Annotated in this window: 22 protein-coding genes and 1 tRNA gene; 13 read left to right on the top strand and 10 right to left on the bottom strand. The window is 62.4% G+C overall.

The window, feature by feature from the left end; translation table 11 throughout:
- Window positions 1-16 precede the first annotated feature (16 nt).
- On the top strand, window positions 17-1093 hold the full coding sequence (locus tag GC125_RS12560; RefSeq protein WP_151985958.1) for a BMP family ABC transporter substrate-binding protein: 1077 nt from the start codon (window positions 17-19) through the stop codon (window positions 1091-1093).
- 167 nt (window positions 1094-1260) lie between these two features.
- Here the strand turns inward: GC125_RS12560 and GC125_RS12555 are convergent, their stop codons facing one another.
- On the bottom strand, window positions 1261-4353 hold the full coding sequence (locus GC125_RS12555; RefSeq protein WP_151985957.1) for an efflux RND transporter permease subunit: 3093 nt from the start codon (window positions 4351-4353) through the stop codon (window positions 1261-1263).
- Complete coding sequence (locus GC125_RS12550; RefSeq protein ID WP_151985956.1) at window positions 4350-5561, bottom strand: efflux RND transporter periplasmic adaptor subunit; 1212 nt, start codon at window positions 5559-5561, stop codon at window positions 4350-4352. Before GC125_RS12550 ends, GC125_RS12555 begins: the two co-directional genes overlap by 4 nt.
- Window positions 5562-5720: 159 nt before the next feature.
- Here GC125_RS12550 and GC125_RS12545 point away from each other — a divergent pair, with 159 nt between their 5' ends.
- Window positions 5721-6320: a TetR/AcrR family transcriptional regulator gene (locus GC125_RS12545; protein WP_151985955.1), complete on the top strand. Its 600-nt coding sequence runs from the start codon at window positions 5721-5723 to the stop codon at window positions 6318-6320.
- Here GC125_RS12545 and GC125_RS12540 read toward each other — a convergent pair.
- The 3 genes from GC125_RS12540 to folE form a co-directional block, all read right to left on the bottom strand.
- Window positions 6317-7336 carry a patatin-like phospholipase family protein gene (locus GC125_RS12540; RefSeq protein ID WP_151985954.1) on the bottom strand — a complete coding sequence of 340 codons (1020 nt, stop codon included), beginning with the start codon at window positions 7334-7336 and terminating at the stop codon, window positions 6317-6319. The genes GC125_RS12545 and GC125_RS12540 overlap by 4 nt on opposite strands.
- Before the next feature lie 85 nt (window positions 7337-7421).
- The gene (gene hisI, locus GC125_RS12535) at window positions 7422-7871 is read right to left on the bottom strand and encodes a phosphoribosyl-AMP cyclohydrolase (protein ID WP_151985953.1); all 450 of its coding nucleotides are present in this window, start codon (window positions 7869-7871) and stop codon (window positions 7422-7424) included.
- 31 nt (window positions 7872-7902) lie between these two features.
- Window positions 7903-8532, bottom strand: a complete 630-nt coding sequence (folE, locus tag GC125_RS12530; RefSeq protein WP_151985952.1) for a GTP cyclohydrolase I FolE — start codon at window positions 8530-8532, stop codon at window positions 7903-7905.
- A 280-nt stretch (window positions 8533-8812) separates the two neighbouring features.
- Here folE and GC125_RS12525 point away from each other — a divergent pair, with 280 nt between their 5' ends.
- From GC125_RS12525 to thrS, 4 genes are all read left to right on the top strand, one after another.
- On the top strand, window positions 8813-9262 hold the full coding sequence (locus tag GC125_RS12525) for an iron-sulfur cluster assembly scaffold protein (RefSeq protein ID WP_151985951.1): 450 nt from the start codon (window positions 8813-8815) through the stop codon (window positions 9260-9262).
- Window positions 9262-9564, top strand: coding sequence for a membrane protein insertion efficiency factor YidD (gene yidD / locus GC125_RS12520; protein ID WP_151985950.1), 303 nt, complete (start codon window positions 9262-9264; stop codon window positions 9562-9564). The genes GC125_RS12525 and yidD overlap by 1 nt, the downstream gene beginning before the upstream one ends.
- A gap of 81 nt (window positions 9565-9645) precedes the next feature.
- On the top strand, window positions 9646-9822 hold the full coding sequence (locus tag GC125_RS12515; protein ID WP_151985949.1) for a YegP family protein: 177 nt from the start codon (window positions 9646-9648) through the stop codon (window positions 9820-9822).
- Window positions 9823-10055: 233 nt separating this feature from the next.
- Window positions 10056-12044, top strand: coding sequence for a threonine--tRNA ligase (gene thrS / locus GC125_RS12510; RefSeq protein WP_151985948.1), 1989 nt, complete (start codon window positions 10056-10058; stop codon window positions 12042-12044).
- Window positions 12045-12095: 51 nt separating this feature from the next.
- Here the strand turns inward: thrS and GC125_RS12505 are convergent, their stop codons facing one another.
- Window positions 12096-13043: an RgsD C-terminal domain-containing protein gene (locus tag GC125_RS12505; RefSeq protein ID WP_151985947.1), complete on the bottom strand. Its 948-nt coding sequence runs from the start codon at window positions 13041-13043 to the stop codon at window positions 12096-12098.
- Window positions 13044-13155: 112 nt separating this feature from the next.
- Between GC125_RS12505 and GC125_RS12500 the strand changes: the two genes are divergently transcribed.
- Entirely contained in the window at window positions 13156-13746 is a 591-nt protein-coding gene (locus GC125_RS12500) for a nitroreductase family protein (RefSeq protein ID WP_151985946.1), read from the top strand.
- Between the two features lie 3 nt (window positions 13747-13749).
- Entirely contained in the window at window positions 13750-14370 is a 621-nt protein-coding gene (locus GC125_RS12495) for a flavin reductase family protein (RefSeq protein ID WP_151985945.1), read from the top strand.
- 13 nt (window positions 14371-14383) lie between these two features.
- On the opposite strand, the gene GC125_RS12490 is transcribed toward GC125_RS12495, so the two are convergent.
- Window positions 14384-15271: an HpcH/HpaI aldolase/citrate lyase family protein gene (locus tag GC125_RS12490; protein WP_151985944.1), complete on the bottom strand. Its 888-nt coding sequence runs from the start codon at window positions 15269-15271 to the stop codon at window positions 14384-14386.
- A gap of 191 nt (window positions 15272-15462) precedes the next feature.
- On the opposite strand from GC125_RS12490, the gene GC125_RS12485 reads away from it, so the two are divergent.
- Window positions 15463-16605 carry a DUF2336 domain-containing protein gene (locus tag GC125_RS12485; protein WP_151985943.1) on the top strand — a complete coding sequence of 381 codons (1143 nt, stop codon included), beginning with the start codon at window positions 15463-15465 and terminating at the stop codon, window positions 16603-16605.
- A gap of 42 nt (window positions 16606-16647) precedes the next feature.
- Here GC125_RS12485 and parE read toward each other — a convergent pair whose 3' ends face one another.
- Window positions 16648-18705, bottom strand: a complete 2058-nt coding sequence (parE, locus tag GC125_RS12480; RefSeq protein WP_151985942.1) for a DNA topoisomerase IV subunit B — start codon at window positions 18703-18705, stop codon at window positions 16648-16650.
- Window positions 18706-18895: 190 nt separating this feature from the next.
- Between parE and GC125_RS12475 the strand changes: the two genes are divergently transcribed.
- The 3 genes from GC125_RS12475 (at window position 18896) to GC125_RS12465 (ending at window position 20299) form a co-directional block, all read left to right on the top strand.
- Window positions 18896-19789: a hypothetical protein gene (locus GC125_RS12475; RefSeq protein ID WP_286165493.1), complete on the top strand. Its 894-nt coding sequence runs from the start codon at window positions 18896-18898 to the stop codon at window positions 19787-19789.
- Between the two features lie 81 nt (window positions 19790-19870).
- The gene (locus tag GC125_RS12470; RefSeq protein ID WP_151985941.1) at window positions 19871-20080 is read left to right on the top strand and encodes a YMGG-like glycine zipper-containing protein; all 210 of its coding nucleotides are present in this window, start codon (window positions 19871-19873) and stop codon (window positions 20078-20080) included.
- 143 nt (window positions 20081-20223) lie between these two features.
- Window positions 20224-20299, top strand: a tRNA-Lys gene (locus GC125_RS12465).
- A 57-nt stretch (window positions 20300-20356) separates the two neighbouring features.
- On the opposite strand, the gene GC125_RS12460 is transcribed toward GC125_RS12465, so the two are convergent.
- On the bottom strand, window positions 20357-20554 hold the full coding sequence (locus GC125_RS12460) for a hypothetical protein (protein WP_151985940.1): 198 nt from the start codon (window positions 20552-20554) through the stop codon (window positions 20357-20359).
- A gap of 219 nt (window positions 20555-20773) precedes the next feature.
- Between GC125_RS12460 and sugE the strand changes: the two genes are divergently transcribed.
- The gene (sugE, locus tag GC125_RS12455) at window positions 20774-21091 is read left to right on the top strand and encodes a quaternary ammonium compound efflux SMR transporter SugE (RefSeq protein WP_151985939.1); all 318 of its coding nucleotides are present in this window, start codon (window positions 20774-20776) and stop codon (window positions 21089-21091) included.
- Between the two features lie 113 nt (window positions 21092-21204).
- Here the strand turns inward: sugE and tyrS are convergent, their stop codons facing one another.
- Window positions 21205-22458 (bottom strand): tyrosine--tRNA ligase, encoded by a 1254-nt coding sequence (gene tyrS / locus GC125_RS12450; RefSeq protein WP_151985938.1) that lies wholly within the window; start codon window positions 22456-22458, stop codon window positions 21205-21207.
- Between the last annotated feature and the right edge of the window lie 101 nt (window positions 22459-22559).

Below are 22559 nucleotides of genomic sequence, written 5' to 3'. Positions count from 1 at the left end.
AACAAGGGCAAAAACCATGAAACGTACTCTTCTCGCTCTCGCCGCTTCGGCCAGCGCGATCATGCTCGCCGGCCCTGCCGCCGCGCAGATGGACCAGGTCAAGGCCTGCTTCATCTATGTCGGCCCCGTCGGTGACTTCGGCTGGTCCTACCAGCACGACCAGGGCCGTCTCTTTGCGGAAGAGCATTTCGGCGACCGCCTGGAAACGGCGTTCCTCGAAAGCGTGCCGGAAGGTGCCGATGCCGAGCGCGCCATCGAGCGCTTTGCACGGTCGGGCTGCAACATCATCTTCACGACGTCCTTCGGTTACATGGACGCCACCAACGCCGTCGCCGAGCGCTACCCGGACATCAAGTTCGAGCATGCGACCGGCTACAAGCGCGACCATCCGAATGTCGCGACGTACGATTCGCGCTTCTACCAGGGGCGCTACATCATCGGTCAGATCGCGGCCGAGATGTCGGAAACCGGTTCGGCCGGCTACATCGGCTCGTTCCCGATCCCGGAAGTCGTGCAGGGCATCAACTCGTTCATGCTCGGCGCGCAGTCGGTCAATCCCGATTTCGAGCTGAAGGTCGTCTGGGTCAACACCTGGTTCGATCCAGGCCGTGAAGCCGACGCGGCCCGCGCTCTGATCGACCAGGGCGTCGACATCCTGACGCAGCACACTGACTCCACCGGCCCGATGCAGGTTGCAGCGGAGCGCGGCATCTTCGCGTTCGGCCAGGCTTCGGACATGATCGAATTCGGCCCCGAGACGCAGCTGACCTCGATCATCGACGATTGGGGCCCGTACTATGTCGAGCGGATCGAAGCCGTTCTCGACGGCACCTGGGAGCAGCAGGCGACCTGGGATGGTCTCGCCGAAGGTCACGTCGTGATGGCTGACTATGCCAACATGCCGGACGACGTGAAGGCGCAGGCGGAAGCCACCGAAGAGTCCATCAGCTCGGGCGAGTTCCACCCGTTCACAGGCCCGATCAACAAGCAGGACGGCACCGAGTGGCTCGCTGAAGGCGCTGTCGCCGATGATGGCGCATTGTCCAGCATGAACTTCTACGTCGAAGGCATCGACGACCAGCTGCCGCAGTAAGCGTTTTTCTCACTGCTCTGAAATGCAAGAAACCCGCCGGAGCGATCCGGCGGGTTTCTTTTTGGTCTTGCTCGGGAGGTCAGACCGAACGGGCTCGAATATCCTGTCGCGTTTCCGAACGGCGAAACGGTATCCACTTCACCTGGAAACGCTTCAGCGCCCGTTCTTCACTCGGCCGGGGCCGGTGAAGGGGAGTGGCCGGAAGGCACGTCCTTATCGGCGTGGCGCTTCATGGCCGATTCCGGCTTCGCGATGTACGTGTAGAACATCGGCACGACGAAGAGCGTGAACAGCGTTCCGATGCATAGGCCCGAGAAGATCACGATGCCCATGGCCTGGCGCGCTGCGGCGCCTGCACCGGCTGCAATGATCAACGGAACCACGGCGAGCGCGAGCGCGGCCGTCGTCATCAGGATCGGGCGCAGGCGGACCTTGGCCGACTCCACGATCGCCTCGCGGATGGTGAAGCCTTCCTCACGGCGCTGATTGGCGAACTCCACCAACAAAATGCCATGCTTGGTGATGATGCCGATCAGCGTGATCAACCCGACCTGGGTGTAGATGTTGATCGTCCCAAGTCCGAGATTGAGCGGCAGGATCGCGCCGAAGATCGAGAGCGGCACCGACATCATGATGATGAACGGATCTCGGAAGCTTTCGAACTGCGCCGCGAGCACGAGGTAGATCACCACGATTGCGAGCGCGAAGGCGATCAGGATCGTGTTGCCTTGCTCGATTTCGAGGCGCGACTGGCCGGAATATTCCAGGAAGAAACTGTCCGGCAAGATGGGCTGCGCGATGTCGACGATCGTCTGCAGTCCGTCGCCGGTCGTCACGCCAGGGAGGGGCAGGGCCGATATCGTCGCGGCGTTCAACTGATTGAACTGTTCGATCGATGCAGGCGCGGCGCCGGTCTCGACGCTGACGACCGACGATAGCGGGATCATCGTACCCGTCGTCGAGCGGATGAAGAAATCCGTCAGCGCCTGAGGATTGTTGCGATACTCCTCCGGCACCTGGGTGATGATGTCGTAGCTGTTGGAATCACGGTCGAACTGCGCGACCGCGCCACCGCCGACAAGGACATTCAATGTGTTGCCGATGTCGCTGATGGGCACGTTGAGCGCTGCCGCACGATCGCGGTCGATCGTCATGGTGATCTGCGGGCTGTCATAGGACAGCGAGTTCTGCACCACGATGAACTGACCGGAGGCCTGGGCCTCCTGGCGGATTTGTTCGGCGACCTCGAAGACCTGACTCGATTCGCCGGTCGACTGGATGACCATGGAGATCGGAAGGCCACCGCCCGCACCGGGGAGGGACGGCGGTGCGAAGACGAGGGCTTCGACGCCGTTGACGGGCGCGATGCGGCCCTGGATATCCTGCTGGATCTCCGCCTGGGAGCGTTCGCGATCGCCCCAGTCGTCCAACGCCCAAACGGCGAAGGCCGAATTGGTCTGGCCACCCATGCCGACGATCGAGAACTGCGCGCGCACTTCCTCGATGTCGCTCGTATTGTCGGCGAGCTGATCGACAAAAGCGCTGGTGTACTCGCTCGTGGCGTAGCGTGGCGCCGTAACCAGCGAGAAGAGTGCACCTTCGTCTTCTTCCGGAGCCAGTTCGCTCGACGTCTGCAAGAAGAGATAGCCGGTCAGCGCCATGAGGCTGAGCGCGATCATCATCGTCACGGGACGGTAGTTGAGCGAGCCCGACACCATGCGCTCATACCAGTTCGCGAGCCGCTCGAATGTGCGGTCGACGGCTTTCTGGAAACGGCTGTGATTGCCGGCCTTGAGAACGCGGGCGCTCATCATCGGCGTAATGGTCAACGCCACGAGGCCCGAGATGATGACCGCGCCGGCAAGCGTGAACGCAAATTCTCGGAAAAGAGAACCGGTGAGGCCGCCGGTGAAGCCGATCGGTGCGAACACCGCCGCAAGCGTGATCGTCATGGCAACGATGGCGAGCGAGATCTCCTCCATGCTCTTCTTGGAGGCCTCCATCGGATCCATGCCTTCTTCGATGTGGCGATGGATGTTCTCGACAACGATGATGGCGTCGTCGACCACGAGGCCGATGGCGAGCACCATGGCGAGCAGCGACAGAAGGTTGATCGAGTAGCCGAGTGCCATCAGGAAGAAGCAAACCCCGATGAGGGACAGCGGGATGGTGACGATCGGCATGAGCGTCGAGCGGAACGACCCGAGGAAGAGCAAGATGACGACGATAACGATCACCACGGCTTCCGCGATGGTGACGAACACTTCCTCAATCGAGGCACTGATGGTTTCGGTGGCGTTGTAGACCATCTCCACGGTCATGCCGTCAGGCAGGGTGTCGGCGATGGCCGGAAGCTCGCCGATGACGGCATCGGCCGTATCGAGCGGGTTTGCCGACGGCGTCGGGAAGACGCCGATAAAGATGCCGGGCTCACCATTGAAGTTGACGATGGTGTCGTCGCTTTCGGCAGCAAGCTCCACCTCCGCGACGTCGGCAAGGCGCACGACATTGTCACCGTCGGAGGTGATCGGCAGTTGCCCGAAGGCTTCCGGCGTCTGGAGGGTCGACTGCAGCGTGATCGCCTGGGCGACGTATTCGTTTTCGGTACGGCCGGGCGCCGACAGGAAGTTGGAGGCATTGATGGCCTGCGTGACTTCCGATGCAGTCACCCCGCGCGCCGCGAGCCGGATCGGATCGATCCAGACGCGCATGGCGTAGTTGGCCGCTCCGAGAATCTGGATTTCGGCTACGCCCTCGATGGTCGACATCCGGGGGCGGACCACGCGCTCCAGATATTCGGTGAGCTGTTCGGCGCTCATGTTGGGGTTTTGAACCGCCAGATACATGATCGCGAATTGCTGGCCGGTGCCCTTGGTGATGATCGGGTCTTCGGATTGCGACGGCAGCTGGCCGCGCACCTGCTGGACCTTCGACATGACTTCGGTGAGCGCGATGTCTGGATCGGCGCCGAGTTCCATCTGCACGGTGACGGTGCTGCTGGAGGGGCGGCTCTGGGAGGTGACGTAATCGATGTTTTCCGTTGTCGACACGGCAGCCGCGATCGGGGCGGTGATGAAGCCCTGGATCAGGTCGGCATTGGCGCCGGGATAGACCGTGTTGATGGTAACTACGGTTTCCTCGACTTCCGGGTACTGGCGCACCGAAAGGCTGAAGAGCCCCTGAAATCCGAGCAGGAGGATCAGCGCGCCGAGGACTGTGGAAAGAACCGGGCGCTGAATGAAGGTGTTGGAGATATTCATTGCGCCACCTGCTCGGCTGTCTGCGGGTTGCTGCTGTTCAAGGGGCTTTCGCTCTCGTCGATCGTGACGAGGGCGCCGTTGGAGAGGCGGTTCTGACCGGCAGAAACGACGATGTCGCCGGCCGACAGTCCTTCGGCCACCTCGACGAGATTGCCGTTGCGGCGGCCGGTGGTCACGAAGATCTGGCGCGCCTCCATGGCCTCGCCAGCATCTTCGGCCGGCGCAGCGGCAGGTGCGGCTTCCGGCATTTCTTCCGCCTGCTCTGCGGCTTGTTCAGCTGCCGCCTGCTGCTCTTCAGAGGCAGGGCGGACGACATAAACGTAGTCGCCATAGAGACTGGAGATGATCGCGGTCTGTGGCAAGGCAATGACATCGGGCTCTTCGGGAAGTTCGACACGGACGCGCGCGAACTGGCCGGGATTGAGGGCTTCTTCGGCGTTGTCGACTTCGGCGCGTATCGAGACCAGGCGTGTAGCCGGATTGATGCGCGGCTCGATGCCGACGATCGTGCCGTTATAGTCGAACGTTCCGTTCTCGGTGCCGACGCGAATGGTCTGGCCGATCTCCAGCTGACTGCGTTGCTGCTCGGGAACCGAGAAGTCCACCCGCATGCGCGACAGGTCCTGCAAAGTAGCAACGACGGTGCCGGTCGTGACGTATTGCCCAGCTTCCACCTGCGGAATGCCGATCGTGCCCGAGAAGGGTGCTTCCAGCGCTTTCTGGCTGAGGGTCGCGTTCAGCGAGGCGATCTCGGACTGTGCGGCCTGGGAGTTCGCTTCCGCTTCCTCAAGGCTCGACTCGGCGCTGACGCCACGCGTGCGCAGCTGCTGGGCGCGGGCGAGTGTCTGCTCGGCCAAGGTCAGGTTTGCGCGTGCAGCGATCAGGTTCGACTGTTCGATCTGATCGTCGATCTGCACGAGCAGAGCGCCTTCCTCGATCGCATCGTTGGACGTGAAGTTCACTTCGCGCACCACACCGCCGGCTTCGACGGCAAGGTCGACGCCGCGAACCGCGCTGACCGTGCCGATCGCCTCGATGCCGGGCTGCCAGATGGCCGGCTCAGCCGTGACAGTCTGCACAGGCAAAGCAGGCTGCTGCATCGTGGCGAAGAAGTCTTCGATCGCCTGATTGCGGAAGATGTTGAAATAGACCAAGCCGCCGCAGACCACCGCGAGCAAGACGAAGGCGATCAGGAATCTTTTTATCATGGCTCGAAATGCTCCGGGGCGGGGTCGCTGAAATTCACGGAAAAAGCGGCGCGCAAAATGAATGCTGCACCGCACTATGTCTTATGTTGTGCTTAACTGTACCGGCTGGACGGTATTGTCAAGCCGTGATAGGCAGCCTCTGCACGATATCTTTTGGAGATGCGCATCATCACCCGGAATTCAAGACAACGCATTTTGGAAGCCGCCAACGAACTTGCCCGCGACGTCGGTCCCGGCAATCTTTCGCTGGACGCCGTAGCCCATCGGGCAGGGCTATCGAAAGGGGGGCTTCTCTACAACTTCCCGACGAAGGCGAAGTTGATGGAGGCGCTGGTCGAGATGCACATCTCCCAGCATCGCCAAGCGCTCGAAACTGCCCAGATGCGTCACCGCGGCAAACCGAACGCGCTCTCTCTTGCCGTCGTCGACACCTTTCTCGAGGAATGTGGCACCAAGCAAAAGCCGGCGAGCGGCGTTCTGGCGGCAATCGCCGAAGACCCGAGCTTCATCGAGCCGATGCGGCTTTATCAACGGGAACTCGTGGCGCGCCTTAAGGCGGAGTCGGACGATCCGGACCTTGCCCATCTCGCCTATCTCACGATCGAGGGTCTGCGATGTCTGCAACTGTTCGAGGTCGACGCCTTCTCGGTGGAAGATAGCCGGCGGTTGTTGCTCCGGATGGTGCAAATGGTGGCGCGCGAGCTCGGGCTTGAAGCGCCGCTGGCGCCTACGAAAGCTGTCGTCGAAGCGTCTCGCTAGCGCACGAGCACGCGCTGGAGTCGATCGATCTCGCGAATATGCGCCCGGGCATCCTCGTAGCCGCGCGCGATCGCCTCGTCGGCGCGATGGAATTCCGACAGGCCGATATCTGACAGCTTCGGCAGGATGGAGAGGTCCGGCGGATCGCCGGCAAGGCGCGCGCGCGAGATGCGATCCTGGATGATGTTGTAGGCTTCCACCATGACGCCGGTCATGCCGAAACGGCGCTCGGCGCGGTCCGTGAACGTCGTGCGGCTTTCGGTCTGGCGGCGGCTGAGGGTCACTTCGTCGGGCGAGGGCGCCGAGGCGCTGTGCTTGATGACTGCGGAGCGACCGTAAAGATCGTAGTGCAGGTTGACCGCGACGACCAAGGGCTCCTCGTAGGCGCGGCAGATAGACACCGGCACCGGATTGACGAGCGCGCCATCGACCAGCGTGCGGCCATTGCATTTCACCGGCTCGAAGATCCCGGGCAGCGCGTAAGACGCACGGATGGCCGTGACGAGCGAGCCGCGCGTGATCCAGACTTCGTGGCCTGTCGTTACCTCGGTGGCGATGGCAACGAAAGGCCGGTCGAGATCCTGGATGTTGATGCCTTCGAGATGCTCGTTCATGCGGTTGTTGAGCCGCATGCCGCCGAAGAGGCCGCCGCCGCGTATCGTGAAATCCAGCAGCCCCGCAATGCGCCGCATGGTCAGGCTGCGTGCAAAGGCTTCGAGCTCATCGAGCTTGCCGGCGAGATAGCAGCCACCGACCAGCGCGCCGATCGAGGTGCCCGCGATCATGCCGATCTCGATGCCGGCCTCGTCGAGCGCCCGAAGCACGCCGATATGGGCCCAGCCGCGCGCCGCACCACCGCCCAGCGCAAGGGCGATCGGCGCGCGTTTCTGATCGGGTGCGGGTATCTGGGGTGGGATCAATGGGGGTGCTGTCGTCAGTTGAGGATCTGAGAAATCCCGGTCAGGCGCATCATGGACGATTTCGCCACCACTTCGTCTGCCCGACCAGTTCATCATGCGTCTCACTCCCCGACACGCTCCGTCCCGGTTACATCATCCCGCGAACATGGTTTCGGTTTGGTGAAAATAGCGCGAATGCCGTCTATTTCTCATAGACCATCGTCGGATCAAAAAGTGGCGCTGCGGCATCGGTGACCAAGCGCTGGTTGCCGTCGGCGTCCGTTTCCACCTTTCGATAGAAGCATGAGCGACGCCCCGTGTGGCAGGTAGCACCGTGGCCATCGACATCGACCATGAGCCAGATGGCGTCCTGGTCGCAGTCGACGCGGATCTCGGTGACGCGCTGAAGATTGCCCGAGCTTTCGCCCTTCTTCCAGATCGCGCGGCGGGAGCGGCTGTAATAGTGCGCTATGCCCGTCTCGAGGGTAAGCGCCAAAGTTTCAGCGTTCATGTGCGCGACCATCAGCAAAACGCCGTCGCGACTGTCGGTCACGACGGCGGTCACAAGTCCATCCGCTGAGAAACGGGGTGTCAAAGCCGAGCCTTCTTCGAGCTCGGCCTTGCCGGCGGGTGCTGCAAATGCAGTCGTCATTGGAAAGCTCCGGAAGCCGGAGCCCCGGAGGTCAGCGACCCTCGTTGCTCCGCAGCATGGTCATAAACCGGGCCTGCTGGTGCGGGTCGGTCTTGAACTGACCGGTAAAGGTGGTCGTCAGGGTTGTCGAGCCCTGCTTGCGAATGCCGCGCATGGCCATGCACATGTGCTCGGCCTCGATCATGACGGCGACGCCGAGGGGGCGCAGCGTTTCGTCGATCGCGGTCGATACCTGTGCAGTCATGGCTTCCTGGGTCTGCAGGCGACGTGCGAAAATGTCGATCACGCGGGCGATCTTCGACAGGCCGAGCACCTTGCCATCGGGCAGATAGGCGACATGCGCCTTGCCGATGATTGGCACCATGTGGTGCTCGCAATGCGAGAAGAACGGAATGTCGCGGATGAGGACCATATCGTCGTAGCCGGCGACCTCCTCGAAGGTACGGCCAAGAACATCTTCAGGGTCTTCGTCATAGCCGCCGAACAAATCCTTGTAGGCCTTGGCGACACGCTTCGGCGTATCGACAAGTCCTTCCCGTTCCGGATCGTCTCCTACCCAAAGAAGCAAAGTGCGGACTGCCGCCTCGACTTCAGCCTGAGAGGGACGGGCGTCTTTTACATCCTGATCTTTTCCGGGGAAGGATTTTACAACTGCGTCCATTTTGAACTCCCGCTTTTTCACCTTCTACGGTGCCTTTTTATTATCGGACCATCGCCGGCGCCCGAAATGTCCGAGTACCGAACACGGGGTCCTGCAGGCAGGTTCCGGGGCTTTCGGAATAATCCTTCAGCACGGTTTTCCAAATTGTGCCGCCTCTTGCCGTTGAAAGCCGTCAAAAGCGCCACAAAATACGATATAGGTTCGAACCCGGTGAGAGAAAGTGGCGATGCCCCGAAATATGGGGCCTGCCACAACCGGGGCACGCGTAATAGGTAGAGCGATGATCGACGACGTCTATAACAGCAAGATCCTGGAACTTGCTGGAAACATTCCCCGCCTCGGTCGTCTCGAAGACGCGGACGCCACCGCGATGGCGCATTCGAAGCTTTGCGGGTCCAAGGTCACCGTATGGCTGAAAATGGATGACGGAATCGTGACCGATTTCGCCCATGACGTGAAGGCGTGCGCGCTCGGACAGGCATCGTCGTCCGTCATGGCGCGCAATGTCATCGGCGCCACCGCAGACGAATTGCGAGCCGGCCAGACGGAGTTGCGCGCGATGCTGAAGGACAATGGTCCTGCACCTTCCGGGCGTTTTGCGGATCTTAAGTATCTGGAGCCTGTCCGCGACTACAAGGCGCGTCACGCATCGACGCTTTTGACGTTCGACGCGGTCGTTGACGCCCTTGGCCAGATCGAGGCGAAGCGGGCAGACGAAGCTGCAGCCTGATGTGTCAGAGCGAGGAGCATAAGGCGGTCCCTCAGGGGCGCTCGCGCAATTATGAAGGCCCTTGGCCGCGCACACCGGCGCGCCTTCTTGGAACCGGCCTGATCCGGCTTTATCAACTGACCCTTTCCGGCTTCGTCGGAAATTCGTGTCGCCATCTACCGACCTGCTCGGAATATGCCTACGAGGCAGTGGCGCGCCATGGCCTGTTTAAGGGCAGCTGGCTTGCGTTGAAGCGTCTTGCAAGCTGCGGACCTTTTGGGAGCAGGGGCTTCGACCCCGTGCCACCGCCAAAGGCTGATTGAGCAAGTGCTGAATTGCCAGCTTCTAAATTGGCTGGCATCATGTTCACCGCTTGAGTTTCTGGTCTCCAAGGGAGGGTGGGCATGGCGCATAAGTTCGAGATCTACAAGGACAAGGCAGGCGAGTTCCGTGCGCGGTTCCAATACAATGGCGAGACGATCTTCTCGACGGAAGGTTACAGCTCCAAGGCAAGCGCCAAGAACGCAATCGAGTCGATCAAGAAGAACGGTCCAGGCGCCGAGACCGACGACAAGAGCTGACGCCCTCGTTTGCATCATCCCCTAAAAGCCATTTCTCGCGGCGAGCGCTGCCTGCGCTGGCGTTTGCTGGCTTTACGTCCTTCATGCCAGTCGTTAAAGAGGCCGCGCGCCGCTTGATTTGGTTGGCGTTTCTGAACGGTGAACCGGTATCCGCTTCACCTGGAAACGCCAAAGCGGCGCTTGACAGGCAACCACCCGCGACCGTTGGCGGGACTGGATGAGAGGATGACGACATGGCCGAAGCCATTGCACTGACGTTCCCCGACAATTCGATCCGCAATTTCGATGCCGGCACCACCGGCCGCGAGGTGGCTGAATCCATCTCCAAGTCGCTGGCCAAGAAGGCTGTGGCGATCACCATCGACGGTGATTTGCGCGATCTGTCCGACCCGGTGGAGACCGGCGCCATCGAGATCGTGACGCGCGAGCACCCGCGCGCTCTGGAACTCATCCGCCATGACGCGGCCCATGTGATGGCCGAGGCGGTGCAGGAGCTCTGGCCCGGCACGCAAGTGACGATCGGCCCGGTCATCGAGAACGGCTTCTATTACGACTTTGCGCGCTCCGAGCCGTTCACGCCGGACGATCTGCCCGTCATCGAAAAGAAGATGCGCGAGATCATCGGGCGCAACAACGCGTTCACCAAGGAAATCTGGTCGCGCGAAAAGGCCAAGCAGGTCTTTACCGACAAGGGCGAGGCCTACAAGGTCGAGCTGGTCGACGCGATCCCCGAAGGTCAGGACCTCAAGATCTACGCCCAGGGCGAGTGGTTCGATCTCTGCCGCGGCCCGCATATGGCGTCGACCGGGCAGATCGGCGGCGCCTTCAAGCTGATGAAGGTGGCCGGCGCCTATTGGCGCGGCGACAGCAACAACCCCATGCTGACGCGCATCTACGGCACGGCCTGGGCGGAGCAGAAGGATCTCGACGCTTATCTGCACATGCTGGCAGAGGCCGAGAAGCGCGATCACCGCCGGCTCGGACGCGAAATGGATCTCTTCCATTTCCAGGAAGAGGGTCCGGGCGTCGTGTTCTGGCACGCAAAGGGCTGGCGCATGTTCCAGTCGCTCGTTTCCTACATGCGCCGCCGCCTCGACCTCGAAGGGTATGAAGAGGTCAACGCCCCGCAGGTGCTCGACAAGTCGCTCTGGGAAACATCCGGCCACTGGGGCTGGTACCGCGACAACATGTTCAAGGTGACGGTCGCCGGCGACGAGACCGAGGACGAGCGCGTCTTCGCATTGAAGCCGATGAACTGCCCAGGCCACGTGCAGATATTCAAGCACGGCCTAAAGTCCTACCGCGAACTGCCGGTGAAGCTTGCCGAATTCGGCAATGTGCATCGCTACGAGCCGTCGGGCTCGCTGCACGGCTTGATGCGTGTTCGCGGCTTCACGCAGGATGACGCGCATGTCTTCTGCACCGACGAGCAGCTGGCATCCGAATGCCTGCGCATCAACGCGCTCATTCTCTCGACCTATGCCGATTTCGGCTTCGACGAAATCACGGTGAAGCTTTCAACCCGTCCCGAAAAGCGTGTCGGCGACGATGCGCTGTGGGACCGTGCCGAAAGCGTCATGGCCGAGGTGCTGAAAACGATCGAAGCGCAGTCCGGCGGCCGGATCAAAACGGATATCCTGCCGGGCGAGGGAGCGTTCTACGGACCGAAGTTCGAGTACACGCTGAAAGACGCGATCGGCCGGGAATGGCAGTGCGGCACGACGCAGGTCGACTTCAACCTGCCGGAGCGGTTCGGTGCGTTCTACATCGATCGCGACAGCGAGAAGCGCCAGCCGGTGATGATCCACCGCGCGATCTGCGGCTCGATGGAGCGGTTTCTCGGCATTCTCATCGAGAACTTTGCAGGGCACATGCCGCTCTGGATCGCGCCGATGCAGGTGGTTGTGGCGAGCATCACGTCGGATGCGAACGACTATGCCGAAGAGGTTGCCCGCGAGTTGAAAGCGGCCGGTCTCGTCGTCAAAACCGATACGCGCAACGAGAAGATCAACTACAAGGTCCGCGAGCATTCGGTCACCAAGGTGCCGGTGATCGTGGTGTGCGGCAATCGTGAAGCGGAAGATCGGTCGGTCAACATCCGCCGGCTTGGAAGCCGGGATCAGACGGCGATGTCGCTTGCCGATGCGATTGCGGTGCTGAAGGACGAGGCAACGCCGCCCGACCTGAAGCGACGTGCGGAGCGCGAGCAGTCCGCCGTCTGACGCGAGTGAGATCACATACCGGAAATGATAGAGGGGCCCTTTGAGGCCCCTTTATTCTGCCATCAGCACTTCGACGTCGGTGTTGCGGCCGGCTTCGACCTTGAACTCGCGCTGGAAGACGCGTTCCTTGTTGCGGGCAATGGCGGTGTAGTCGCCTTCTGCGAGAATGATCGTGGAGAATGCACCGACGCTTTCGCCGATCGGATCGCCCGATGCGGTGAGAATCGACCAGGCGGTATCGGCGATCGCTTCGCCGCCGGGTTCGGAGACAAGCTTCAGCGTCAGTTCGGCGGCACGGTGCTCGATGGTGGCTTCGGTGAGCTTGCCGGCTTCGATATGGATGTCGGAGCGGATGCTGGCGTTGTGCGCGCCGTAGTCGGACACGACGTGATAGGTGCCGGCATTCAACCGGATCACGGTATCGGGCCGTACGTCGGCGACGATCAGCCCGCGCTCACCCTCCAGATCAGGCGTTGCGGTATAGATCGAAAAGGTCAGGTCTTCGGGCGGAATGCGCATGTCCTCGCCTGAAAGCGCGCTGAGCACGAGACCGCCGGCATTCAGCGTCAGCGACTGTGGGGGCACCGGACCGCTTGCCGGCACCGTAAGGCGTTTGGAGACGGCAGCGCGGCCGAACGCAACGTGCAGAAAATAGTCGCCGGGCGGGAACGCGAATTCGGCATTGCCGCCTTCGGAGCTGGCGATCAGCGGCAGCTTGCCGTCACGGCCCGGCACCGAATCGAACACGCGCCAGACGAGACCATCGCTGATTGTCTCACCGCCTTCGACGAGCCTCGCATCCAGTGACACGGAACGAAAATCGGTCGCCATCACGCCATCCGGCACCGTCGGGGCGTATTGATTGAGGCCGGGAAGTTCGATCGCCGGCATGTCCGGATCAATCTCGCCAAAGGCGCTTTGCGCGGATGCGGAGGAGGTCGTGGCGAGAGCGGCGCACGCCAGAATGACGGCCCGGCGGTAGCATGCGTGATACGGCATCAATGGCATCGTCACTGTTGACAAGCTTCTAGACAGGCGCCACTTGAACCGAAAAGCTTAGGCAATTTCAAGGCCTGCTCATATTTCCCCACTTTGCGAGAGGTTTCACTCAATGCACGAGCATGCACTCAACGCGCGCCCGGATCTGAAATCCTATCTCAATACAAGGCGTTCGGTGCCTGCAATGCAGATGAACGAGCCTGGTCCCGACACCTCCCAGATCGGCGAAATGCTGAGGCTCGCGACACGGGTGCCCGACCACGGGAAGCTGGCGCCATGGCGGTTTCTGGTGGTTGCGGGCGAATCGCGGACCAGGATCGGTGCCGAACTCGCCCGCATTGCGAACGAGCGACGGGGCAACCTTTCGGAGAAGGAAGTCGAGATCGAGCGCGAACGGCTTGCCCGCGCGCCGGTCGTCATCGCCGTCATCAGCACGGCCGGTGATCATCCGAAGATCCCGCTTTGGGAGCAGCAGCTTTCGGCCGGCGCAGTCTGCCTCAACCTCTTCATGGCGGCCAACGCACTCGGTTTTGCCGCAAACTGGCTGACCGAATGGTATGCCTATGATGCGGCTACCCGGCCGCTCTTCGGCCTCAAGGATGGTGAGCAGATCGCCGGCTTCCTCCATATCGGCAGCAGCGAAATGACGCCGCCCGACCGTCCGCGTCCCGACGTGGATGCGCTGACCACTTTCCTGGATTGATTCATGTTCTACACAACCGACACCAATCGCCATGGGCTTGCCCATGACCCGTACAAAGCCATCATCTCGCCCCGGCCGATCGGCTGGATCGGGACGAAGTCGAAGGATGGCGCTCTCAACCTTGCGCCTTACTCCTTCTTCAATGCGGTCTCTGATCGCCCCAAGCTCCTGATGTTCTCTTCTGCCGGCTACAAGCACAGCGCCCGCAACGCGGAAGACACCGGCGTCTTCACGACCAACCTTGTCGGCCGCGCGCTCACCGAGCAGATGAACATGAGTTCGGTGGATGCGCCGGATGGCGTGAACGAATTCGAGCTGTCGGGGCTGACGTCGAAGACCGGCGAGCTGGTCGACGCGCCCTATGTGGACGAGGCCTATGCGGTTCTCGAATGCCGCACGACCGACGTTTTTCGTCCGAAAGGCCTGGACGGGGAGCCATCCGAAAACTGGATGGTGCTAGGGCAGGTGGTCGGCATCCGCATCCGCGACGAGGCGATCAAGGACGGCCGTCTCGACATGGCGCTCGTCGCGCCGCTCGCACGGCTCGGCTACATGGACTATTGTGACGGCGGGGACACGTTCGAACTTTTCCGCCCGCAATGGGAAGCAGTCAAGCGCGCCTGATCTTGCAGAGGCTTCACGTCCTCAAACCGGCCGCCGCGGCCCGCTTCAAAATGCGTTCGGCCTGCCGCAGATGCGGCCGGTCGATCATCTGACCTTCGAGGCTCATGACGCCCGCATCCTCGCCGGCGCCCTCGAACAACTCCACGATGCGCCTTGCAAGATGAACCGCCTCTTCGCTCGGCGTGAAGACGCGGTTGATCACGTCGACCTGAGCTGGATGGATGGCGAGCTTGCCTGCGAAACCGTCGCGCTCGGCGGCGAAGCACTCGCGCTCCAGGCCCTCCATGTCGCGAAAATCGGTGAAGACCGTGTCGATCGCCATGATCTGCGCAGCCGCGGCTGCAAGCAATGTCATGGAGCGGGCGAGACGGAAAACGTCGGTATAGTGGCCATCATCGCCGCGGTTGCGTGCGGCCCCGAGATCAGCCGCCAGATCCTCGCCGCCCCAGGACAGAGCTTCGAGCCGCGCAGATGCGCCGCGGTAGCCGTTGAGATTGAGCACGCCGGCCGCCGTTTCCGCGGCCAGCGCATGGATGCGCAGCCGGCCTTCCGGAATGTCGTTCTCGGCTTCACGAACAGCGATGAGCGCTGAAAGATGCTGGATGGCCGCAGGGCCTTCGGCCTTGGGCAGGAGAATGCCGTCGGGCTTGGCGCCGACGACGGCATCGAGGTCCGCTTCGGCATAGCCGCTGTCGAGTGCGTTGATGCGCACGATCAGCTTGGGCTTGCCTTCGCGGCGATCGGCACCTTCGAGAAAGGCGGCAGTCATCGCGCGGGCCTCGATCTTGCGGCGGGGCGACACGCTGTCTTCCAAATCGATCAGGAGGCAATCTGCGCCGGAGTAGGGCGCTTTTTCCAGCTTTCGATCGGAATCACCCGGCACGAAAAGATAGGACCGCATCTAATATTCTCCTCCCAGCGTCGATCGAGGTGCTGCGCTTAGGCACCGCGCTCGTCCTAACCGCTTTGGCGGCGAGGGAAAAGCGATGTCCGCCCGGGCGTGAGGCAAAAACATGGTGAACCAAACGTAAACCTTTGACGCCTAGCCTTGTCGGCACTGGGAATCGCATCGTCTTTGGGTTGGGGCCATACATGATCATCGCCGCATTTCTCCGCTGGACCGAAACGGCGCCGGCTGCCGATCGGGCGAAGGCGGCGGGTTCGCTGGCGCGGGCTTTCGTGGAGCGCACTCTTGCCGCCGACGATCGCCAGGCAGCGGAAGTGGCGCTGACATATCTGCTCGACGATCCTTCACCGAAAGTGCGGCTGGCGATCGCCGATATCATGTCGCATTCGACCGAGGCGCCGCGGGCGATCATCCACGCGCTGTCGCGGGACCAGATTGAGGTCGCGGGCCGCATCGTCGCCTTTTCGCCGCTGCTCAGCGATGCCGATCTCGTCGATCTGGTCGGTGAGGACGTCGAGGATCTTCAGCGTCTCGTGGCACTGCGCACTGGCCTGTCGCGCTCCGTCTCCGCCGCGATCGCAGAGGTCGCCGGCGTCGAGCCCATCTGCGATCTGCTCCAGAACCGGTCAGCCGCCATCGCGCCGTTTTCGCTTCGCCGCATCGCCGAGCGGTTTGCGGATGATACGGCCATTCGAGCCTTGCTCGTAGAGCGTAACGATCTTCCAGCCGATGTCCGCCATCGGCTGATGGGGGCCGTCGCGACCGCGCTTTCGCAATTCGATCTCGTCCGCAACGTGATCGGCGAACGGCGGGCCGAGCGCGTCGTGTCGGAAACCCAGATGCAGGCGACGCTGATGCTGGCCGGTGACGGGAATTCCGCTGCCTTGCCTGGTCTCGCCGAGCATCTGCGCTGCGAGGGTCGCCTGACGCCCGCCTTGCTGATGCACGCGCTTGCCAGCGGCAAGCTCGATTTTTTCGTGGCAGCCGTGGTCGCGATTTCCGAACAGCCCGAAGCCCGCGTGCGCGCCATCGTGATCGATGGGCGCGTGCCGGCAATCCGGGCGCTCTATGGCGCCATCGGCTTGCCGGCGCGTCTTCTGACGGTCTTCATCTCCGCGACGCTCGTCTGGCGCGACGCTTCGAGCAAGGGCAGGATCGCGACGCCATCGCATCTCGCCCGCACACTGATCGAACTGCACCAACGCGATGCGGCCGAATACCCTGAAGTAGCGGAGCTTCTGACGCTCGTCGAGAAGCTCAATCTCGCGCATCGCCGCCAGTGCGCTCGCGCCGATGCCCGAGCTCTGGCGAGCGTTCGCGCCGCCTGAGACGCATCAGCTAAAGATCACGCAGCGATCTGCTGCGATTGATCAGATATCGAGATTTTCGGCGAAGGCCGCGCGTTCCTGGATGAAGCGGAAGCGTGCCTCCGGCTTGGTTCCCATCAGGTCGTCGATCGCGATCGCGGTGCCTTCCAGATCCTCGGCATCGATGGAGACGCGCAGCAGCGTCCGCTTCGCGGGATCCATGGTGGTTTCCTTCAACTGCGCCGGCAGCATTTCGCCGAGGCCCTTGAAGCGGCCGATTTCGACCTTGCCGCGGCCCTTGAACTCCGTTTCCAGCAGTTCCACCCGATGCGCGTCGTCGCGGGCATAAAGCGTGCGCGATCCCTGCGTCATGCGATAGAGCGGCGGGATGGCCAGATAGAGGTGACCGTTGTCCACCAGGCCGCGCATCTCCTGATAGAAGAATGTGATGAGCAGCGACGCGATGTGCGCGCCGTCGACATCGGCGTCGGTCATGATGATCACGCGGTCGTAGCGCAGATCGTCGTCACGATACTTGGCTCGCGTGCCGCAGCCGAGCGCCTGGATCAGGTCGCCGATCTGTTGGTTTGCGGTGAGCTTGTCGCGTCCGGCGCTGGCGACGTTTAGGATCTTGCCGCGCAAGGGAAGGATCGCCTGCGTTTGCCGGTTGCGTGCCTGCTTTGCCGAACCGCCGGCCGAATCGCCCTCGACGATGAAGAGCTCGGCGCCTTGCGCCGCCGTCTGCGTGCAATCGGCGAGCTTGCCGGGCAGCCGCAGCTTCTTGACCGCACTCTTGCGGTTGATTTCCTTTTCCTTGCGCCGGCGCACGCGCTCATCGGCGCGGTCGAGCACCCAGTCGAGCAGCTTCGCCGCTTCGGCTGGCTGATCGGCGAGGTAGTGGTCGAAGGGATCGCGCAGGGCGTTTTCGACGAGGCGCTGCGCCTCGACGGTCGCGAGCTTGTCCTTGGTCTGTCCGACGAATTCGGGTTCGCGCACGAAGACCGACAGCATCGCCGCGCCAGAGATCATCACGTCTTCCGTCGAGATGATCGAGGCGCGCTTGTTGCCGGTGAGCTCAGCATAGGCCTTGAGGCCGCGCGTCAGCGCAATGCGCAGGCCGGCCTCGTGGGTGCCGCCTTCAGGCGTCGGGATGGTGTTGCAATAGGATTGCACGAAGGGATCGCCGCCGAACCAGGTGACGGCCCATTCCACGGTGCCGTGGCCGCCGGTCTTGGTCGTCTTGCCGGCAAAAATCTCGTTGGTGACGCTGAAATCCTGGCCGAGCGAAGCTTGCAGATAATCTTTCAAGCCGCCCGGGAAATGGAAGACCGCCTTTTCCGGGACGTCGGGCTTTTCGGCAACGAGTTCGGGCGCGCAGGACCAGCGGATTTCGACGCCGCCGAAGAGATAGGCCTTGGAGCGCGCCATGCGCATGAGACGGGCCGGATCGAACCGCGTGTTCTGGCCGAAGATCTGATGGTCGGGTCGAAACGAAACCCGCGTGCCGCGACGGTTCTGGACTTCGCCGACTTCCTCAAGTGGCCCAAGTGCCATGCCGCGCGAGAAGCGCTGACGATAGAGCTTGCGATTGCGCGCGACTTCGACCGTCAATTCCTCGGACAGCGCGTTGACGACGGAAATGCCGACGCCGTGCAGACCGCCGGAGGTCTCGTAGACCTTGCTGTCGAACTTGCCGCCCGCATGCAGCGTCGTCATGATCACTTCGAGCGCCGAGCGATCCTTGAACTTGGGATGGGGATCGACCGGGATGCCGCGGCCGTTGTCGGTGACGGACAGCACGCCATCGGCCGACAGCTCGACATCGATGAAATTGGCGTGGCCGGCCACGGCCTCGTCCATTGAGTTGTCGATGACTTCGGCAAAGAGATGGTGCAGCGCCTTTTCGTCGGTGCCGCCGATATACATGCCGGGCCGGCGACGCACCGGCTCCAGTCCTTCCAGCACTTCGATGTCGGCAGCCGAATAATCGCCGTCGCTGTCGCTGGGCTTTTCCGCTTTCGGCGCCCGGCGCACCGGATCGGCGGCAGCCGGCCGTTTTGCCGGACCGGCCGTGGGGCCGGCGCTCGGAATGGTCGCGAAAAGATCGTTGCTGTCGTCCATGGCTATGCTTCAGTCCCAAGGCGTGAATTGTGGCCGAATCACCTGCGCAGTGTGACAGATGGCGTTCTGGCACGCGAGCCGTGTTCTACTTGTGTTCACGGTGCCGCGCGCGGTTGCCCACATGAAAGGCTGGCCAGCGGCGCCACGAATAGTGGATATCGACAGAATGAGGAAGGGTAGGAGCCCGGTCATGACAAATGCGTGGTGGATGATCATGGGGCGGGGAGCGATCATCGGTCTGGTGGCGCTGTTCTCGACGATCCCTGTCGCGGCGGCCGAGATAGCGCCGTTCAAGGATGATCGGTTCGCCTACCCGGCCGTGATCGAGGAGAGTGCGGACGGCGCTTTCCGGCGTTACGACTACCGCGAGATGCGCGACATCAATGGCCGTGACGACATTCCGGAGCGACGTGCCAAGCGCGCTTATGTCGATCTCGGCGCCAACCGCGCCGGGCGCGAGCGCAGCATCTCCACAGGCGCGGGTTCGCTCACCGTCAACGAGTTCGGTGCGGAAGCAAGCGCACGCTTTGTCGTCATCTTCGTGCACGGACGCGACGGCGACCGCAGGCTCGGGTCGGACGACTGGCGCTTCGGCGGCAATTTCAACCGGCTGAAGAACCTCGCAACCCGCAATGGCGGCACCTATTACGTGCCGAGCCTCCCCGATTTCGAGGCCGGCGGGCAGGGTGTTATCCGGGCGCTGTTCGGGCACGCGATGCAGGTTTCGCCGCAAGCGCCGATCGTGCTCGCATGCGGCTCGATGGGGAGCGCGCTTTGCGTAGCAGCAGCGCGCGATGGCGCGCTCGCCTCGCAGCTTGGCGGGCTGGTTCTGTTGGGTGGCATGCCGGATGGGTCCCTGGCCGATAGTGCTGCTGCGCGCGCGGGTCTGCCGATCGTCTTCGCACATGGTGAAAACGATCGCGTCTACGATTGGCGCAACCAGCGCGCCGTCTTCGATTCGCTACGCGCGAGCGGCGATTACCCGACGCGGTTCCATCTCTTCGCCACCGGCAGCCACGGCATCCCGATCCGCATGATCGACTGGCGCGAAACGCTGAATTTCGTGCTCGCCAACGCACGTTGATCGCGATGGTTGTTGAACGGCGGGAACCCTATGCGGCGAAGCGGGTTACGTTATCGATCGCTTGAATAGGAGAGTTTCCCCATGTTGAAGAAAATTGCCACGCTTTCGGTCGTTGCCGTCGCCACTCTCGGCGCCGCCGGATGCACGACTGGCCAGAAGACCGTAGGCGGCGCCGTCGTCGGCGGTGTTGGCGGAGCCGTGGTCGGTGACGCGATTGCCGGTACCGGCGGCGCGATCGTCGGCGGTGTTGGCGGTGCCGTCGCAGGCGGTGCAGTCGGTCGTAACCTCTAAGGTTCGGCACCAAATTCCGCCGCGTCCCGAGCGAGACGAAAAGTCTTCGTTTTGGACGCGGCGAACTGCATTTTTGCGGTTGACCCCCGGCAGGCGCCTGCCTATGTTCCGCGCCAATTCCCCGGGCCACCGCGCCCCGGCGGGAGCCTGTAGCTCAGCTGGTAGAGCAACTGACTTTTAATCAGTAGGTCCAGGGTTCGACCCCCTGCGGGCTCACCATTTTCCAAAATCCGGAAAAGTTCGGTTCACGTGGTCGTCGTGGCGCTTACGGCGCGTTCAGTCGGGCGGTGTTCGTGTCGTCGACGGGGTTGGGTTGTCGTCGTCCGCGTCGGCGCTCTTCTTCGCCTTGCGCATCTCGGCCTCGTGTTCTGCAGCCTCGGTCGCCATGTTCTGATCGGCATTCGTCGGTTGTTCTGTACCGATCGGTTGCGCCGTTCCGCGGTCATGCTTCAAAGGGTTGCTGTCTTTTGACATTGTGAACTCCTGAAGTGATGCCAGTCGAACACGGCAGGGCCGGGGAGGTTCCAGCATACCCAGGCAGCGTTGGCGCAAAGACCAGCAATTCCGCGCAGTTTTCGGCGAACGCTCTTGATTTGAGGGACTGAGTGGCAGATATAGGGAGTGCGAAGACGGCTTCGCCAGCTCTCACAATGTAGACAAACGGGGACGGCCCCTTCCTTGATGGAGGCGGGCATGGCCTGGCTTACTCTTGTTGTTGCAGCACTTTTCGAAATTGGTTGGGCGGTTGGGCTGAAGAGCCTTGATGGCTTTTCGCGGCCCCTGCCTGTCGTCATGACGATCGGCGCGATGGCAATCAGCATCTGGCTGTTGTCCATCGCCATGCGCGATCTTCCGCTCGGGACGGCCTATGCCGTTTGGACCGGGCTCGGTGCCGTCGGCACGGCGACGTTCGGCATTCTCTTTTTCGGGGAATTAGCATCGCCGGCACGGATCGCCAGCATCGGCCTCATCGTACTTGGCATCGCCGGGCTGAAGCTCGCAAGTAGCTGATCTTCAGAATCAAACGGCCATCCGGGGCTTGTCCCGAGGATGGCCGTTTCAGTGTCTGTGGCAGCCCTCGGCACGAGGCTGTGGGCTGCGACGTTCTGCATTCTGCGTAGCGCTCAGGCGGCGCGGACGAGCATGTGTTTCTTGCGGCCGAGCGAAAGCTTGATCACGCCATCGTCGTTGAGGTCGGATGCACCGATGACGTGCTTGTCGTCGGCGACCGGCACGTCGTTGATCTTCACCGCGCCACCCTGGACGTGGCGGCGAGCCTCTCCGTTCGATGCGGCAAGGCCGGCGCGGACGTAGAGCGCCAGAACGCCGATGCCGCTCTCCAGCTCGGGAAGCGGAATGTCGATCGAAGGCAGATTGTCGGCGAGCGCACCTTCCTCGAAGGTCTTGCGCGCGGTTTCGGCCGCTTCGTCGGCGGCCGCCCGTCCGTGCAGCATCGCCGTCACTTCAGTCGCGAGGATCTTCTTGACCTCGTTGATCTCCGATCCGCCGAGGCTCGCGAGACGCGCGATCTCGTCCATCGACATCGTCGTGTAGAGCTTGAGGAAGCGGGCGACGTCGGCGTCTTCCGTGTTGCGCCAGTACTGCCAGAAGTCATAGGGGCTCAGCATGTCGGCGTTAAGCCAAATGGCGCCGCCGAGCGACTTGCCCATCTTGGCACCGGATGCGGTCGTGAGCAGCGGCGAGGTCAGCGCGTAAAGCTGCGGCGTGCCCATGCGGTGGCCGAGATCGATGCCGTTGACGATGTTGCCCCACTGGTCGGAGCCGCCCATCTGCATGCGCACGCCGTGGCGCTTGTTGAGCTCCACGAAATCGTAGGCCTGGAGGATCATGTAGTTGAATTCCAGGAAGGACAGCGACTGCTCGCGATCGAGGCGCAGTTTCACGCTGTCGAAGGACAGCATGCGGTTGACCGAGAAGTGGCGGCCGACATCGCGCAGGAATTCCACATAGTTGATGCCGAGCAGCCAGTCGGCGTTGTTGACCATCATCGCATCGGTCGCGCCATCGCCGAACTGCAGGTAGGGCGCAAAGGCGCGGCGGATGCCGGCGAGGTTCTCTTTGATGCCTTCGACGGTCTGGAGCTTGCGCGCCTCGTCCTTGAACGAGGGGTCTCCGATCATCCCGGTGCCGCCGCCCATCAGCGCGATCGGCTTGTGGCCGGTCTGCTGCATCCAGTGCAGCATCATGATCTGGATGAGCGAGCCGACATGCAGGCTGGAGGCCGTCGGGTCGAAGCCGATATAGGCAGACACGGTTTCGGTCTGGAAAAGCTGGTCGAGGCCGGTCTCATCCGAGATCTGGTGAATGAAGCCGCGCTCGTCGAGCGTGCGGAGGAAATCGGATTTGAATTTCGACATGACAGGCTGTTCCACGGGACTGGGAGGGACGGCCGACTTGTCGTGCGGGCCGATGGCGCGGGCGATTAGCACGCTTTCGCGTCGAGTTCACCCCTTCGAGT

The sequence above is a fragment of the Rhizobium sp. EC-SD404 genome, from assembly GCF_902498825.1.
GTDB lineage: Bacteria > Pseudomonadota > Alphaproteobacteria > Rhizobiales > Rhizobiaceae > Georhizobium.
This window is presented reverse-complemented; position numbering and strand designations above follow the sequence as displayed.